A 16120-nucleotide genomic window follows, 5' to 3' on the forward strand; every position below is an offset into this window, starting at 1 on the left:
TTAAGTACCCCCTTTTTCACACTTCATTGTTTTTTAGCGCTTTCTGCTTATTTCTAACTATAGATAGCAACAAGGCTCCAAACAATGTGCCGGCGGTACTAAAACAAGGGCTTCAATTTGTCCTCCCGGTACAATCCTTCATCAATCAGGAGCTTTCTTTTCCAATCCATCCAGATATTCCAGGATCAGACAGGATAAGATCCCCTGCAGGCGGATCAGCGGCGAATTTAAATCCAGGCCGCTGATCTGCTCAATTTTGCTTAGACGGTAAACCAGAGTATTGCGATGAATATGCAGCTCCTGAGAGGCGGCAAGCAGACTTTTTTCTTGCAGCAGGTAAACCTTCAGGGTCTGCAGCAGGCTGCCCTTATTCTGCTGATCATGCTCGGCGATCCGCAGCACCGCATCGTGGCATAAGGAGCGCAGATTAAAAATACGGCTGCCTTCACTGAAAAGATGTTCCAGCATCATATCCTCATAGAAGTAAAGGGCTTCCTTAGGATATTTCCAGCTGCCGATTTCCAGAGCTGCATTGGCAAGCTTGTATTCCTCGCCCAGCATGTCAAAATCATGAAAGGTTTTGCTGACGCCGCAGCCGGCATTTTCATTCTTAAGATGTTTTTTCAGTTCAGTAAAACGATGTTTGTCTGTTTCCGGATCCTTGGCGCAGCGGATGACCAGGAGCAGCACCTCATTCAGATCCAGGGAAACATAGTGGGGGAAGATGCTTTCATAGATTTTCCGGTTATGACCGGCCGTGCCGTCCGCCAGTTCGGCGGCAGTCAAAGGGATTTTCAGAAGCCGGTAATCCTCTTGGTCGGTCCAGCCGATGTGGGCAAAATTGGTTTTCAGGATAGCTCCATCAATTTTTTGACCATGAAGCAGATTGCTGATAGTACTGCGAATCGCAGACAGGTAACGGGAGGATGCCTTGTGCTGTTTCCTGACCTCTGCGGTCAGCAGCTTTGCCACATGGTCGACAAGACCTGCCTGCAGGGGGCTCAGGGGTGTGTACGCCTCACTGACGGTAAACGTGGCAATCCTCACTTCCTGATCAAAATAGTTGGTGCAGATGATCTTCGCATAGTTTTCGCCTACATTGACAAATTCCGCTTTTCGGGAAGTATTGAGGAGGTTGGTCAGCTTTTTTCGCTTCATAAGCAAGAGCAGTTCTGAACTTGATCGTCCTGATTCCACGGTCTCTTGCCAGGCTCGATCTGTCTCCGGGTGGGCAAAATTATCGCAGGCTGCGACTAAACATAAGGCAGCATCGGTGATAAAGGTCGGATTAGCAAAGAATCTTGCACAGATATTCAGCAATGTATTCAAGGGCTCTTTACCTAAAACGGCCTCCAGCAATTCAGACTCCAAGCGGTTGTAATGCTGGAAAATATCCTGAAGCCTTTCAAAGACTTCATTCAATTCAACTTCGGAGTCCAGCATCAGGGCCTTCACCCCATGCTCCTCCAGCCATCGGTCTGTGGTTTCATCCCTACCGATACATACGGCATAGCAAGGAGGTTTGATCAGCGCTTGTAACTTATCCCACGTACCGATGTACACAGACTCAGACAGGAATGTTTCCTGTCTGTCTAAAAATCGCACATCCGCGACCCCTAACCCATGCACATCCGAATCATAAAGCCTTGGGGCATAATCAGCTAAGTGATAAGCAAATACCGCTAAATTAAGCTTCATAATCCACCGCCCTTCACAACAACTCAGTTGTTCTGCTGTTGAGCCTTAACGCAATAAACCAAGTGGGGCATATCCACACCCCGGTAATGTTTAACCATCTCATCGATGCAGGTCATGCCATTCCGTTTGGCCACGTTTTGGGAGGGAATATTGCTGTCACGAATGATTGAATACACTTCCTGAGCCCCCAGCTCCTTAAAAGCGTATTCCTTACAGGCGATTGCCGCTTCGGTGGCGTAGCCTTGGTGCCAGCTCTCTTTCTGGAACAGATAACCCACTTCCAGGACTTGACCACTCTTATACCCCTGCATCGTCAAGCCGCACTGGCCGATCATTTCTCCGCTTTCCTTCAAAACAACTGCCCAGAGACCAAACCCATCTTTGCGGTAACGCTCGATCTGCCTGTCCAACCATACTTGAGATTCAATCAGACTGAAGGCTCCCTCATAGGCATACATCACCTCGTCATCCTGAAGAATCTTGTAAAGCGTCGGGAAATCCTCCTGGGTCATTAAAATCAATCTTGCCGTTTCTAAAATCATAAGGCGTTTAACCTTTCTTTATTTAATTTTGATTCTCCCTCGGTACGAATCGACAAACGTTACTATACGTCATCCCAATTATACTCCCAACATGCCTTGAAGATATAAAAAAGATACCGCTTAAGCCTGATGGCCCTTGGCGGCAGCGTATCTTATATCGGGTCCAAAATTTAGCTGTCCAGTGGCTTATTTCAAAAGATTCACTGTGTTCCGGCCTTTGTAGAATATATCTTAAAGAATATTCACCTTCCATCGTTGATTCTCTCTTTCACCCTTGAAAAAACTTCATTGTGGGTATAACGACTAACCGTTGAATCCGCCTGTTTATCCGCTTCATCAAGTTTCAGCTCAATATCATCAGTTAATTCCGCATATTTCTCCAGACTTAACACGACCATTGAGCCATAACCGTTTTTCGTCAAATAAACAGGCTCCCCCTCTTTAACAACTATATTTTCTATTTCTGGAAACTTATTTCTTAAATCTGAAACAGATCTAATATGAATTATACTTTAGCATAGTCCTATCATAATAATATTATTATTTTATCTTAACTTCAGTAAAAGCTATGATAATTTTAGACTATGTCCTTTTTAATCATTCAACTTCTCTTACTCTCAGTGGATTTTTCAGTATCTCCGTAATGTTCACCGTAGATATCCTTAGATGCAGCTCAAATGTTGCCTTGATATACTATTTGGGATGCAAGCAGCCTTGGCGGCAGTCTATCTATCCTTGCAAGCTCTTCCTTACTCCGAGCCAGAGAATGAGTCCTACTATACAGGTGAGCCCCTCGGAAATTGTCATAGCCCAAATAACACCCTTTACGGCAAATAGTAAATTCCCGAAAATCAAAATAGGAATAAACACAATCCCCCTTATCATGGACATAACAGTAGCTTGCACAGCTGTTCCGAATGCTTGAAAGACGCCTGTAAAAAGTGCGGCTAGACTGGCAAAGACAGTGGAGCAAAGCTGTGCGAAGAGAATGGTTTGACCAATGGCGATGACCTCAGAATCAATACTAAAGATGCCAATGACCTGTGCCCTGAGTACAAAAAGAATTGCGGACAAACCCAATATGATACTCAACATATATACCACGGTCGTTCTGATAATTTCCATGAGACGCTCTTGATTTTTTGCTGAATAGGCATAGGCAATCAATGGCACAGCCCCCATTGAAAAGCTCATGCCTACAAAGTCCACAATTTGAATAACTCTTTGGGAGATACCAAATCCCGCAACAACATTGTCACCATAGAGAATGGAGTAATTATTGAAGAGCAAACTGGTAATGACCATAAAACCATCAAGCAGAAAAGCAGAAATACCAACTTTAAAAATAGTTTTATACATCTCTTTAGTAGGCTTGAACTCTTTGATCGACACACTCTGAACCGTGCTTTTCTTTTGCAGATAATAAATAAACCAAGCAACAGAGACCATGTTGCCAATAACAGATGCCAGTGCGGAACCCATGACGTTCATGTGAAGAACAAAAATGAAAATAGGGTTAAGTATGATGTTGATGATAATGCCGGATATCATACCGATCATAGAGGCAGTGGCTGCTCCCTCAGCGCGAACCGTTTCCTCCAGCGAAAAATTGGCAATAACGAATGGAGCACCCATAATAAACACCCAAATAAAATTCTTTGTGTACAGCAATGTGTCACACTTTGCTCCTAGAAGCTGCAAAAGCGGTGAGATCAGCGGCAGGCATATCGCCATAAAGATGATACCGGCGAGTAGTGATGACCAGAGGTTTACAGAACAAACCTTTTGGGCGCTGTCGGTATTGTCCTCACCCAAAAGTCTCGATATATAAGTTCCGGCACCCACTCCAAACAAATGACCAAAGGCCATCAACAGCGATGAAAATGGCAATGCTAAGGTTACTGCTGCCATCATGGCTGTGTTGTTAAGTTTACCGATAAAAAAGGCATCTGTGATATTGTAAATAAGGGTGGCAATAAAACTCAGCATCATGGGCAGAACCATATGCATTATTGCCTTGGAAACAGGTGCTTTTTCCAGATAGTAAAGGGATTCTTGATTTGTATTTTCCATGTTAAAACTCCTTTCGGGCAATATATCCGCAAAAATTAGCGCAAAAAAATAAGGCACTGTTTAAAACGGTTGTTTTTCCGCAGCGCCTTTATACCATGCTATCCTAATATGGATTATTCTTCGTCCTGCTTATCTAGTGATGGAGCAGGGCGTCCTCCATGACCTCGACTCATTCCGGACCGGGGACCAAATCGCCTATCATCTGGATAATCTCTATCGCTTCCCCAATGGGGATGTCCGCCCAAATGATCGTCAAATGGATTGCCCCTATGAAGGCGCGGGTCAAAATCTGCTGCAAGCTGTTCATCGCCCAGTTCTGCTTCCAGTGTCGCGATGATACGGTCAAGATAACCGCTCAAACTCTTTTGTTCTTCTCCACTCAGGCATCCAAAGAGATGATCGAAGCTGAATTCCTCAGCTGACTCAGTTGCCTCAATTCCCTTTTTGGTAAGCCTGACATTCATGACCCGGCGGTCGCTTTCTGATGGTGTACGTGTAATATACTCGTTTTTCTCCAGTTTGGAAAGAAGCTCTCCTAAGGATTGTGGTCTCATGTCCAAGAGATACGATAATTCTTTTTGGCTGATTTCCGGCTGCATCTTAAGGATTGCCAACACTCTGCCCTGCCCTCTGCGCGGATCGCCCATAGGGCCAAAATTCATATGGTTTTGCTGATGATATCGATGAAGTAACCACTCGACACGTGTAAGCTGCATAATTAGGTCAAAGTTCTTTGTTTCCATTGTATACACCTCAATATATTTGTATTAAACCCATCAGAAGGGACCTTACTATTCATAAGTATAAAAGGTACCTTAGTAATTTGTCAATACAATTATGAAGGTACCCTTTATTTTTTCATCATGTAAAATTCATTTGGGATGGCCTCCGTTATAATTGGATTTTGCCGGCCAACAGTCCTTTCGGACTGTACACCGAAACAAATCTATGTTTTTTGAAACTTATGCCGAATCTAATTCAAGAAAATTTAGACAACTGTTACTATTGTAACATACATAGATAAAACCCTTGTGCTAATCTAAATCCAAGAAGTGTACAAGGAGGTAATATCAATGATTGAGCAGTATATGGCCTTAGCCATCCAGCCTACCATGCGCGGTGCGGAAAAAAGGGAGGATATCAAACGGAATATTGCCCATATCTCAGATGTCATCGATGCCGCAGTATGGTTAAGCGGAATTGAAATGCCGGTAAGACTCATTACTATTCCTGAAGGCGCACTGCAAGGATTTACCGATGAATTATTCGATTGGGATCACCAACACTATGTCGATCATATGGCTATTGATATTCCTGGTGAAGAGACAGAACTCCTTGGCAAAAAAGCCAAGGAATACAATGCCTACCTGATAGCTCAGGCCAAAGTGAAGCACCCTGAGTTTCCCGGCCGCTTCTTTAATTCAGCTTTTTTGATTGATCCGAAAGGCGAAGTCATTCTGCAAAGTTACAAAATGCAGGTTTTCTGCCAGGAGCATTCCACCGTTCCTCATGATGTGTGGGACAAATGGATAGAGCTTTATGGCTATAAATTAGATTCTTTCTACTCCGTAGCTGACACGGAAATCGGCAGAATCGGCCTCCTGGTATGCCAGGAAGGAGATTACCCTGAGCCGGCCCGGGGGCTTGCCATGAATGGTGCGGAAATCATCTACCGGTCCAGCGCTCCTGAACCGGCCGCAGCCAACGGCTGGTGGGAACTTCAAAACAGAGCCCGGGCTTTGGATAATACCTGCTATGTGGTGGCACCTAATGTCGCCACCTATTATCCCTCCCAGGCAGCCGAGCTGTCTGTTGACACCTTTGGCGGCCAATCCATGATCGTCAATCATCATGGCGAAGTAATTTCCAACCATAAGTATGGTTCAGGCAGTTCCTATGCCGGAGCGATTATCGATGTTGAGTCCCTGAGAGAATACCGCGAACGCTCCCTCTTCGGCAACTGGATGAAGGACTTGCGTACTGAGCAATTTAAGCTCATTTACGAAGAACCCCTCTTTGCCAAGAACCTTTGCCTGGATCGCGCTCCCCTCAAACACAAAGACACTCACGAAATTTACCGTCAGCATATCAGACAATTAATCGAACGCGGCATCTGGGTCGAATCCGCTCGTTCTAAAAAGTAGCCAGTGCTCTCCGTTATGACTCTATAAACTTAAAGGAGGATAGCTTCGGGGCAAATCCCGAAACTATCCTCCCTTTATATTTTTTCTAAGAATTAACCTTCTGCTTCCCATTATTATTGTACAATATGATTGTAACGCAATGATTGGGGGTACGATCATGAATTACATCATTCCCAATATCTATTCTCAGCCCACGGATACAAACCTGTGGAATATCCTCTTAAGCAGTGGGATACCAAGGCATTATCAAAAAGGAGAATTTGTCTTCGAGAAGGATCAACCCAGCAACGGACTTATTTGCCTAAAGAAAGGCAAAGTTAAAGTCTCCAGCTTTTTCTCCGAGGGAGGTGAAAAAATCTTCGGCATCCTTGTTGCCCCTGCGCTGTTCGGGGAAACAGAAACCCTGGACCAAGGCCCGCGCATGGTTTCCGCAACCGCTCTCACCCATGTTGAAATCGTCGCCATTTCCGGGAATAAGACGAAGGAGCTTATCTATACCTATCCGGACATTGCTCTATCGATTATTCAATCCATCGGCGTTAAATTAAGGTGGACTACCTTACAAGCTGAAGATTTATCCACGCAAAAAATCGAGTACCGGCTGGCCAGATTATTGCTGGATTTCAAACACTATGGTATCTTTACCAGTAAAAACAACGATAACTGCCTGATGATTACCCATGAGGAATTGGCCCATTTTATTGGCACAGCACGTTCCAGGGTAACGACCTATCTTAACGAATTTGCCCATAAAGGCCTGATCCAGCTTAGACGAGGAGAAATACGCATTCTGGATACAGCGGGGCTCAACAAGTATGCTCATAAGAGTCAGACATAACCAGAGGGTCCCTGATGGTCGGAGAATGATATTGAAAAAATGAGGATGTTGTAGTAACCTTATCTTTATTTATGGAGGTCGATAAGTTATGAATTTGGTAAAGATTACTGCCGGTGGATTTCACTTCGTGGCACGCTTTGAGGAAAAAGACGCCCCCCAAACTTGTGCGGCATTCAAAAAGCTTCTGCCCTTCCAAAACAAGCTCATCCATGTCCGCTGGAGCGGTGAGGCCGTTTGGGTTCCCTTAGGCGATTTCAAATTAGGGGTGGGCTATGAAAACCCTACCAGCCATCCTGCCAAAGGGGAGATCCTTTTATATCCGGGTGATATCAGTGAAACAGAGATTTTCATCCCTTATGGAGGGTCTTGTTTTTCAAGTAAAATAGGGCAATTAGCCGGAAACCATTTCTTAACGATCATCGAAGGGCATGAAAACTTGGGGAAATTAGGCCAAATTGTTCTCTGGCAAGGGGCCCAGGACATACTCGTTGAAGATTATCCCACTGCTGGAATCCATTAAGGCAAATGGCGAAAAAGCTTACAGAAAATATTCAGAAACATCAAAAACAAAAGAGGATTTCGAAAAGAAACGGCGAAAACATATATCAAATATTGTCGACAAGCGACTGTCGCATGTCGGTTTATTCATATACCGGCACTGCGACCCGCTATTTTCAAATGGAGGGATACTCACATGCCAAAAACTATGTTTGATCCTGCAGAACAAAAGAAGATTGGAATGCTGACCCCATCTTCAAACACAGCCCTGGAGCCTATCTGCTCGAGAATGGTTTCCGGTCTGGAGGCTCTTGTCACCATGCACTATTCACGTTTAGAGGTGACAAAGATTTCTTTGGAAAAAGACGCCTTATCTCAGTTTGATCTCGATCCTTTTCTGCGTGCCTCAGAATTTCTCGCTCATGCCGACGTGGACGCCATTGCCTGGAACGGAACCTCAGGGGGTTGGACGGGCTTCGAATTCGACAGGATGGTATGTGAGAAAATTACCGAAGCAACGGGGATCCCGGCAACCACCTCCATGCTGGCTATGCTGGAAGCCTTCGAGGAAAACAAGGTCAAGACTCTCCACATGGTTACACCCTATATCCCGGCTATCGATGAGCTCATCGCTAAACAATTTGAGGAAAAATGCGGTTACCAGGTCATTAACTCCCGCGGCTTGAATCAAACTGTCAACCGTTCTTTCAGTTTAGTCACGCCGGAACAAATTGATAGGATGTGTAAAGAAGTCAGCGTTGATCCCGCTGATGGGATCAGCATCATTTGCACCAACTTACGCTCCACCTGGCAGATTGAACAACTGGAAAGAGATTATGGCCTTACCGTCTACGATAGTACCGCAGTTACTGTCTGGAAAACCTTAAAAATGGTCGGCGTCGATCCTGGCGTCGTTAAAGGCTGGGGTAGATTATTCGCGGGGAAATAACCGGCTGTCCCAATGAAAAAGGCGAATTCCTGAAGAATTCGCCTTTTTCATGCACCTCGCCATGGACCCTTGAGCCCATGGCTGGTCGCTACCTATCCCCACAACGGACTTTCGCCGTCTGGTTAATCGCTATTTAAATACATGCTATTTATGGCGTGGCGCCAGACTCCAGCTTTCTGAGCTTACTTTACAAGTGTTCACTAATTTGCCGATTTCTGATATTTCAATTTCAACTTTATCATTAACATCTAGGGATGAACCATAGCCGCCAGGTGTACCTGTCAAGATAATATCTCCCGGCAACAACGTTGTAATGTGAGAAATAAAGCTTACCAGGTACTCTATGCCGAAAATTAAATCGGCAGTAGTACCTTTTTGCTTTTCCTGACCGTTTACCGAAGAAGTAATCATTAAATTATCGGCATTAATTCCACTGACGATCCAGGGCCCCAAAGGGAGAAACGTATCGAAGGACTTGGCGCGGGTCCAGAGGATGTCGGCCTTCTGCAGATCCTTTGCCGTTACGTCATTGGCAATCGTATACCCCCAGATATAGTCGTGAGCTTCCGCTTCGGACACCAGGTGCGCCTTCTTTCCTATGACAACAGCCAGCTCCGCTTCAAAAGCCAACTCCTCCGCCATTGCCCATTTGATAATATCATCTCCAGGATCTGCAACGCTTGTTGATGGCTTGATAAATAAAAGAGGTTCCTTAGGCCATTGTGCTCCTGGCTCGAGGACTGTGTCTTTATAATTAAGCCCAACACAGACCGCTTTCGTAGGGTGACAAGGGGCCAATAGCTTAAGGGCGGAAAGCTCATGCTCTATTCCGGATTCTTTAAAATCAGCAAGCTCCTCACCGCTCAGCTCCACAACTCTATCTCCTTTAACTAATCCAAAGCAAATCTTAATACCATTATTAAAACGAACGTACCGTTCCATCGGATACCCCCTGCACGCGGAAGAGGAGTGTGTACAAGGGCTGCCCTGAACACCGCCTGTTCCAGTCAATTTTACGACTTGTTTTGCATCGAACAGTTTACCCCAGCACTTAGCGCTTCGGGCCAGTTCCCATGATCTTAGCTTTTTATCATATCGCTGCCGGCACACCGGCCTATACGGTGCTTCCCCAGCCGTGGCAAAGGATTCCGGCAAAAGTATGCCAGAATCCCTTACTGACATCAGCGTGTGCGATCCAATAGTGCGGCCAGAGCTGCCGGCAATCCCTTATTGGGTTTCAGGGGAGGTTGAGCGAAGCTTCCTTGCACCGCATAGCCGGGATTCAGCGCAATCAGCGATTCGCAATGACGCACTGCGCTGGACACTCCGTCCACTACCGGCACCGGCAACTGACCTTCAAGACTGCGGGCAAGACCTGCCAAAGGCGCTCCCGCCAGTATGATCACGTCAGCGCCATCTTTCTCAACCGCCTCGAGCGCCAGCTCTTTTAAGCGTTTGGCATGATCTTCCTGTACCGTACCGATGCTCCGCAGCGTATCATTCAAAGACCGTATACTGGCCAGACGAGTGGTCAGGTGACTGCGTTCCACAGTTTCCAGATACCATGCCTTAATCCGCGAAGAAATAGCAATAATGGAAAAGCGCTGACCTAAAAGGCAGGCCGATGCCAAAGCCGCTTCCGTCATCCCCACCACGGGAACGTTGAGCATTTCTTTGATGCCCAAGAGTCCGGGATCGCCAAAGGCGTCAATAATTACCCCGTCATATTCCCCCTGGCGTTCAGCTGCAACACACGCTGCAGCATACCCGCCGATAAGAGCCTCCATACGAGTTTCAATATACTCTACGCCAAAAGGTGCTGTTGCAAACAGCAATTCAGTTCCCGGCGAAGCTACACGCCTTGACTCCTGAGCTATAAGATTGGTAACGATTTCAGAAATATTGGGATTTATAACTAAAATCCGCATTATCTTTCACTCTCCTTTCTTCTCCAGGACATACCTCACTTAGTCCGCCAGGGGCTCCACTCAAACAACACCGATTTTCTTTTCATAGTTGATGAGCGCACCGGCAATAGCAAGGAGGACACCTGCCGCAACGAAGATCAGCAGACCAGCATGGAACGATCCTGTGAATTTGACAATTAAACCGATGTAGATCGGAGTGATAACCCCGGCAATATTACCGGCAAAGTTCATGCATCCACCGAGTACACCGACATGGTGGCGTTGGGCAATGGCTGCCGGAACACTCCAGAAGATACCTGCCCAGCGCAAAAAGAACAATGCGGTGGATAACAAAACAATCGCCATCGTCAGGGAACTGGCCCTTGTGAGGAGGAAGATGGATGCCGAGGTTGCCAGACCGGCTATGCCGATGCAAGTTTTCATCACCGTGTTATATTTACCGCCCACTTGACGCCATTTGTCAACGAGTTGGCCGCCGACAAGCTCGCCCACAAAGCCGCAGCCAAAAATCAGCAGTGTCGAGAAACCGATAGCCTTAATATCAATGCCCTGAGTCTGAGCGAGGAAACTTGGTCCCCAGGTTAACAGGCCATAGAATACGGTGTTGAAGGAGAACCAGCCTAAGCACATCCCCCAGAAACTTTTATTGGACAAATATGTGGATGTTTTAAGCTCTGTCTTGGTTTCTTTCTGAGCTTCTTCCTGCTCTTGAGCCAAATGAGTTTGGATATATTCACGTTCAGCCTGATTAACTCCCTTGTGAGTGGCCGGATTTCCTTTAAGGATATAATAGCAGATAACCCCGAGAATAATAGTCATCAGACCGGCGCCGATGAGGGCCCCACGCCAGCCGCCAAACCAAGCCATAAAAGCAATAATAATCGGTCCCCCGACAGCTGTACCTAAGGGAGCACCACTATCGATGATGGTCGCGCCTCTGGCTCTTTCTTTACTTGGCAGCCAAATACCCTGCAATTTTGCTCCGGCAGGCATGATCGGCGCTTCCGTAACTCCGAGGAGAACCCGGAAGAACATCAGCGAGCCGGCGCTGTTTACAAAACCGGTCAAGGTTTGGGCAATTCCCCAGCCCACCGCCGAGCCAAGGACTACCTTTGAGGGATTAACCCTATCAAGAAGAAAGCCGGAAGGAATTTGCATTAGGGCATAACCCCAGAAGAAGGAACTGAGAATAACTCCGACAATTGCGGGATCCAAGTTTAAGTCCTTTTGAATCGCAGGCATAGCAATAGATAAAACCGCACGGTCAACATAATTAATTGTAACAAGTACTAACATAGCAATGAAAACGTACCAACGCACATTTGTCCGCTTAACGTTACCCACTAGAGTGTTTTTGGGTTCATGATCTTGCTTTGATGCATTCGACATGTTCCTAACCTCGCTTCTTTCAGTTTAATTTGCAGGGGGTTAATTGCTAGTGCTCTTTGGTTTCTAAAAAGCCTTTTGAATCAAGCTTGACCCAAGGATATGAGTATATTCAGTTCTACTCCTTCCCTAATATTGTATACTGTAGTTAATAGACTGTCGACAGTATATATATTCTTGGTTCTTGCCAATAATCCTTCAAAAATTTTAGCAAATTCAGAGAAAATATTTCATTGACACTATTTGGATTAATCCATTCATTCTGAGCGCAGTGGATTAATGTTTAAAACCGAGTGAAGCTGCTGCTTCCTCGGTTTTAAGCTGGGCCAATAGGGAATTTTATACTTTGCCGTTCTGGCTTCGTAAGGTTTGACGAGCTATAAATTTCCCATCCCCTGGCTTGCCAACGTATTTTCCTGCGTCGACAATCACTTCTCCCCGCAGCAGAACCTTAGCGACCCCGCCTTTCATTCTCAATCCTTCGTATGGAGTGTAGTCAGAAGCCTGCTGCTGCTCCTTTGCCGTAATCGTCCATTCCAGCTCCGGATCGAAGATCACAAGATCGGCATCGCTTCCCGGAGCGATCGTCCCTTTTTGCGGAAATAAACCAAAGATCTTCGCCGGTTTTGTAGCGATAAGATCGACAAATCGCGAAAGATCTATTCCCCGTTCGGTTAAAGCATGATACATCAGGGTGAAGCGCTGCTCGATTCCCGGTCCGCCATTGGGAATACGAGTATAGTCTTCTTTGCCGAGTTGCTTATGGGTAGCATAGTTAAACCCATTGTGATCTGAGGAAATAATATCTATAGCTTTATTTTTAATTCCCACCCATAATTTTTCTTTTTCCTCTTTGCTGCGCAATGGAGGAGATATGACATATTTGGCTGTTGTGAATTCACCCTGCCCATATTCCTCATCGTCCAGGACCAGATAATGGGGACAGGACTCTATGTAAATCGGGGTAGAAGCCCGTGCTCCGGTTATGATCTTGACTCCCTCCAGATTGCTGACATGGGCAACGAGCATAGCACAGTCAGCCGTCTTCGCCAAGGTAATAGCCCGGTTAATCGCTTCATTTTCACTGCTTAAAGGGCGGCTCTGAAAGTGATAGTAAGGTTCAAGTTGTTTTTTCTGCCGGTGTTTGTTTTGCAGGTAAGCGATAATCGCTCCATTTTCCGCGTGGACACAAGCCAGTCCGCCTAAACGAGCTAATTCTTCCATAAATTTAAGCAATTGTTGATCATCCAAAGCTAAATCATTGGCCATAAACAGCTTAAAGGAAGTAATCCCGGAAGGGATGAGGTCTTCGATCTCTGCAATCGTCTGAGCATCCGGGTTGGTTACGATGACATGAAACCCATAATCAACAGCGGCCTGGTTCACAGCCAAGGCAGAAGCGCCATCGATACTTTCCTGCATACTCTTGCCGTATTCCTGCAGGACGTAATCAAGAATCGTGGTGGTCCCGCCTATTGCGGCTGCCATCGTTTCCGTATCATATCCTGCCGACACGCTGCCATCAGAACAGGGGACATTCATATGGACATGAGCATCGATTCCGCCCGGAAAGATAAGCTTATCCTGAGCATCAATCTTAACATCGGCCTCATCCCCGATATTTGTCCCGATACAGGCTATTTTTCCATCCTCAATCAAGAGATCTGCCCGGCAATATTCTGAAGCGGTTATGATCGTACCATTTCTAATAAGCTTTTTCATTTCCTACCCCCCACTTTCTACTTTAAAATTCCCGGCAGCTGTTTCGGGTGAATCCATTTTAATTCTTTAATACTTTTTCATAAGCCAAGCTATAGAACTCAAAATCGTTCATGATATGAGTTCTCAGCAATCTCTCGGCCTCGTCCCCATTTCTTTGGGTGAGGGCTGCCAATACCCCTTCATGCTCATCCAGGTAATCCCCTTCTCTCTGGTAACATTCAAATTCTGTTTTCCGCGAAAGAATAATGAGTGAGCGAATTTTTTCAATGATTCCAATCAGGCGGCTGTTGCCGCTGCTCTGAATAATAATATCGTGAAATTGGGTGTTTGACTCGACCACTTTCTCGTAGGCCTTTTGATTATGATAGACCCGAGCTTGGGTCACAAGGTTGCGCAGGGTATCCAAATCTTCATTGGTCAGCTTATCTGCGGAGATTTTCGCGGCGAAAGGCTCTAAGGCCATCCTGCATTGATAGATTTCTTCCATATCCGAAAATTCCATCGGGTTAACAACCAGCCCCGTAGACGTTACCACAACCAATTCATCCTGTTCGAGCATGCGTAAAGCCTCTCGCACGGGGCTGCGGCTAACCCCCAACTCCTGAGAAATCTTATTCTCATAAAGTCTTTCGCCACGGCTGATCTCACCATTCAATATTTTGCCTTTAAGAATCTCATATATTTGAAGATGAAATGGCAGGCTTTTTGTTATTGCACTCATAATATCCCCCTCAAGTTCTATGTCGACAGTCTTCTGAATAAGTATATTCGTTATTATTTCCCTAATTCCTGCCTATTCATCCCCTTTTTGTTAGGCATATTGGCTAAACAGAAGCAACCTATACCCCACCAAAAACAAAAATCCCTCTAAACCCAGATAAGATCAGCTTATCTGGGTTTTAGAGGGATTTGCAGCTAAACCCAAACTCAACGAAGAGTTGGATCTTCCATGATTCCCACAAATAACGGGCTATTGGTCTGCCAATCGATGATGGCATAGACAAAAGGCCGGTCAAATACGACTTGGGTAAGATCGATGGGCATACTGGTCGTGTTGACCTCTACTCCTGTTACTGCAGCGGCTTCTGTTCCCTTTTCATCCACTTTAATATAGGTTTTATGCTTTACTCCCCCGATAAAAAGGTCCTTGTTATGGGCCTTATTCATTAATGAGAAATCGGCGCGGGAAGGATCAAATGCTATGGCCATTCCCAAGGCATTGAGTTCATCCTGCAGTTCATTTTCATAGCTGCTTGCAAATTTCGGCAGAGAAAGGTCAACGTTCTTGATCTTTTTCGAGCTGATTAATTTCAGCATGTCTGTAGCAGTAATCGTGTTGATAAAATCCCGGGGTGATTGGCCTTCTTCAGGCAAGATCCCTACGAAAGCAAAGCGCTCATCGGTGTAAGGAAGAATGACCCCCGTAGCCCCTTGACCCTGGATATAATCCATATTCCCGCTTCGTCTCATAAATGGGGTTTCTACACTGCCTGCCGGGGCAGAGAAGGTTCCCGCGTAGGTTCTTCCAGCCTTAAACGGCTCCTGCCAATCCCCTTTAAAGTAGATCGCATTGATAAGATACATCATTAAATTATCATCCAGCGTTTCAATGATCTTATCGATGGTTCCCTCTGTTTTCTCTTCCACCCATTGATTGATGATCTTAGGGGCCGAGGGATCGGCAAAATCAAGACTTCTTATGCCTGCTTGATAATAATCCCCATTGGTCTGCAGAAAAGCCGGAGCGGCCTCAAAGCCATTGCGAATCCAGATCGAATTAGCAATACGCACATCAGTCTTATTTTTCTCATCCATCAAGGAATTGCTCCATGCGGACAAACCTGCATTAAAGTCTTCCAGCTTTATGTTTTGGGCAGACAGAGCTTTGAGCATAGCTTCTCTGGTCTCTCCGTCGGCACCATTTAAAGCCATCCCTAAAGCTAGATAGACAGAGGGTGCCGAGATCATGACATTCCCGTTGTCGACGCCGCTTTCCCTAAACAACTTCCAAGTGAAATCCAGCAGCGCTTGATTCAACTCTCCACCCATTTCCTGGGGAAGCTGGACAGGATTTTTAGTAATCCCCTTCATCAAATCCCCGGCAGCTACTTTGGAGTTTCCTGAACAGCCGGTCAGAGTCATGCCCAGCAGCACCGCCACTAAGGCCCAAGTTACCATTAATCGATATTTTTGCTTCATAGCCTTCCCTCCTATCAAAGATTAAGACGTTTATCCAAGCCAAAAGCTGACACGAAAAAAATTAATCCCCGAAAACTATAAGCCCATGGTGTGCTGGGCTTTCCAATAAATCACAAAGGCAATTCCAATAGGAAGCAATGCCC

General features: G+C 45.7%; 15 protein-coding genes. 4 read left to right on the forward strand and 11 right to left on the reverse strand.

Translation table 11 applies throughout. The features are described 5' to 3' along the window. Nucleotides 1–141: 141 nt before the first annotated feature. The 5 genes from BUA14_RS02655 to BUA14_RS02675 all read right to left on the reverse strand — a co-directional run bounded on the left by BUA14_RS02655 (nt 142) and on the right by BUA14_RS02675 (nt 5056). Complete coding sequence (locus BUA14_RS02655) at nt 142–1698, reverse strand: PucR family transcriptional regulator (protein WP_072771143.1); 1557 nt, start codon at nt 1696–1698, stop codon at nt 142–144. A gap of 23 nt (nt 1699–1721) precedes the next feature. Then, nucleotides 1722–2240 carry a GNAT family N-acetyltransferase gene (locus BUA14_RS02660; RefSeq protein WP_072771144.1) on the reverse strand — a complete coding sequence of 173 codons (519 nt, stop codon included), beginning with the start codon at nt 2238–2240 and terminating at the stop codon, nt 1722–1724. Between the two features lie 242 nt (nt 2241–2482). Then, nucleotides 2483–2749: a type II toxin-antitoxin system Phd/YefM family antitoxin gene (locus BUA14_RS02665; protein ID WP_072771145.1), complete on the reverse strand. Its 267-nt coding sequence runs from the start codon at nt 2747–2749 to the stop codon at nt 2483–2485. Between the two features lie 220 nt (nt 2750–2969). Next, nucleotides 2970–4313 carry an MATE family efflux transporter gene (locus tag BUA14_RS02670; RefSeq protein WP_072771146.1) on the reverse strand — a complete coding sequence of 448 codons (1344 nt, stop codon included), beginning with the start codon at nt 4311–4313 and terminating at the stop codon, nt 2970–2972. A gap of 113 nt (nt 4314–4426) precedes the next feature. Continuing rightward, a complete protein-coding gene (locus tag BUA14_RS02675) occupies nt 4427–5056 on the reverse strand; it encodes a MarR family winged helix-turn-helix transcriptional regulator (protein ID WP_072771147.1) in 630 nt (209 codons plus the stop codon). A 330-nt stretch (nt 5057–5386) separates the two neighbouring features. Here BUA14_RS02675 and BUA14_RS02680 point away from each other — a divergent pair, with 330 nt between their 5' ends. From BUA14_RS02680 to BUA14_RS02695, 4 genes are all read left to right on the forward strand, one after another. Next, nucleotides 5387–6457 carry a nitrilase-related carbon-nitrogen hydrolase gene (locus BUA14_RS02680; RefSeq protein ID WP_072771148.1) on the forward strand — a complete coding sequence of 357 codons (1071 nt, stop codon included), beginning with the start codon at nt 5387–5389 and terminating at the stop codon, nt 6455–6457. A 157-nt stretch (nt 6458–6614) separates the two neighbouring features. Continuing rightward, a complete protein-coding gene (locus tag BUA14_RS02685; RefSeq protein ID WP_072771149.1) occupies nt 6615–7295 on the forward strand; it encodes a Crp/Fnr family transcriptional regulator in 681 nt (226 codons plus the stop codon). Nucleotides 7296–7383: 88 nt separating this feature from the next. Further along, nucleotides 7384–7815: a DUF3830 family protein gene (locus tag BUA14_RS02690; protein WP_072771150.1), complete on the forward strand. Its 432-nt coding sequence runs from the start codon at nt 7384–7386 to the stop codon at nt 7813–7815. A 174-nt stretch (nt 7816–7989) separates the two neighbouring features. Next, the gene (locus tag BUA14_RS02695) at nt 7990–8742 is read left to right on the forward strand and encodes a maleate cis-trans isomerase family protein (protein WP_072771151.1); all 753 of its coding nucleotides are present in this window, start codon (nt 7990–7992) and stop codon (nt 8740–8742) included. Nucleotides 8743–8886: 144 nt separating this feature from the next. Here the strand turns inward: BUA14_RS02695 and BUA14_RS02700 are convergent, their stop codons facing one another. The 6 genes from BUA14_RS02700 to BUA14_RS02725 form a co-directional block, all read right to left on the reverse strand. Continuing rightward, nucleotides 8887–9684 (reverse strand): fumarylacetoacetate hydrolase family protein, encoded by a 798-nt coding sequence (locus BUA14_RS02700; RefSeq protein ID WP_072771152.1) that lies wholly within the window; start codon nt 9682–9684, stop codon nt 8887–8889. A gap of 239 nt (nt 9685–9923) precedes the next feature. Beyond that, complete coding sequence (locus tag BUA14_RS02705; RefSeq protein ID WP_072771153.1) at nt 9924–10670, reverse strand: aspartate/glutamate racemase family protein; 747 nt, start codon at nt 10668–10670, stop codon at nt 9924–9926. Nucleotides 10671–10730: 60 nt separating this feature from the next. Further along, nucleotides 10731–12059: an MFS transporter gene (locus BUA14_RS02710; protein ID WP_072771154.1), complete on the reverse strand. Its 1329-nt coding sequence runs from the start codon at nt 12057–12059 to the stop codon at nt 10731–10733. Nucleotides 12060–12395: 336 nt separating this feature from the next. Then, a complete protein-coding gene (gene hydA / locus BUA14_RS02715; RefSeq protein WP_072771155.1) occupies nt 12396–13778 on the reverse strand; it encodes a dihydropyrimidinase in 1383 nt (460 codons plus the stop codon). 58 nt (nt 13779–13836) lie between these two features. After that, a complete protein-coding gene (locus BUA14_RS02720; protein WP_072771156.1) occupies nt 13837–14499 on the reverse strand; it encodes a GntR family transcriptional regulator in 663 nt (220 codons plus the stop codon). A gap of 206 nt (nt 14500–14705) precedes the next feature. Then, complete coding sequence (locus tag BUA14_RS02725; protein ID WP_072771157.1) at nt 14706–15977, reverse strand: serpin family protein; 1272 nt, start codon at nt 15975–15977, stop codon at nt 14706–14708. Nucleotides 15978–16120 lie beyond the last annotated feature (143 nt).

Source organism: Desulfitobacterium chlororespirans DSM 11544 (assembly GCF_900143285.1).
Taxonomy (GTDB): Bacteria; Bacillota; Desulfitobacteriia; order Desulfitobacteriales; family Desulfitobacteriaceae; genus Desulfitobacterium; species Desulfitobacterium chlororespirans.

What these genes read in the sequence shown, in the direction of transcription:
- BUA14_RS02695 (WP_072771151.1), top strand. Translation starts at nt 7,990, where the DNA reads ATGCCAAAAACTATGTTTGATCCTGCAGAACAAAAGAAGATTGGAATG.
- BUA14_RS02685 (WP_072771149.1), top strand. Translation starts at nt 6,615, where the DNA reads ATGAATTACATCATTCCCAATATCTATTCTCAGCCCACGGATACAAAC.
- BUA14_RS02700 (WP_072771152.1), bottom strand. Translation starts at nt 9,684, where the DNA reads ATGGAACGGTACGTTCGTTTTAATAATGGTATTAAGATTTGCTTTGGA.
- BUA14_RS02720 (WP_072771156.1), bottom strand. Translation starts at nt 14,499, where the DNA reads ATGAGTGCAATAACAAAAAGCCTGCCATTTCATCTTCAAATATATGAG.
- BUA14_RS02680 (WP_072771148.1), top strand. Translation starts at nt 5,387, where the DNA reads ATGATTGAGCAGTATATGGCCTTAGCCATCCAGCCTACCATGCGCGGT.
- BUA14_RS02660 (WP_072771144.1), bottom strand. Translation starts at nt 2,240, where the DNA reads ATGATTTTAGAAACGGCAAGATTGATTTTAATGACCCAGGAGGATTTC.
- BUA14_RS02725 (WP_072771157.1), bottom strand. Translation starts at nt 15,977, where the DNA reads ATGAAGCAAAAATATCGATTAATGGTAACTTGGGCCTTAGTGGCGGTG.
- BUA14_RS02675 (WP_072771147.1), bottom strand. Translation starts at nt 5,056, where the DNA reads ATGGAAACAAAGAACTTTGACCTAATTATGCAGCTTACACGTGTCGAG.
- BUA14_RS02655 (WP_072771143.1), bottom strand. Translation starts at nt 1,698, where the DNA reads ATGAAGCTTAATTTAGCGGTATTTGCTTATCACTTAGCTGATTATGCC.
- BUA14_RS02710 (WP_072771154.1), bottom strand. Translation starts at nt 12,059, where the DNA reads ATGTCGAATGCATCAAAGCAAGATCATGAACCCAAAAACACTCTAGTG.
- hydA (WP_072771155.1), bottom strand. Translation starts at nt 13,778, where the DNA reads ATGAAAAAGCTTATTAGAAATGGTACGATCATAACCGCTTCAGAATAT.
- BUA14_RS02705 (WP_072771153.1), bottom strand. Translation starts at nt 10,670, where the DNA reads ATGCGGATTTTAGTTATAAATCCCAATATTTCTGAAATCGTTACCAAT.
- BUA14_RS02690 (WP_072771150.1), top strand. Translation starts at nt 7,384, where the DNA reads ATGAATTTGGTAAAGATTACTGCCGGTGGATTTCACTTCGTGGCACGC.
- BUA14_RS02670 (WP_072771146.1), bottom strand. Translation starts at nt 4,313, where the DNA reads ATGGAAAATACAAATCAAGAATCCCTTTACTATCTGGAAAAAGCACCT.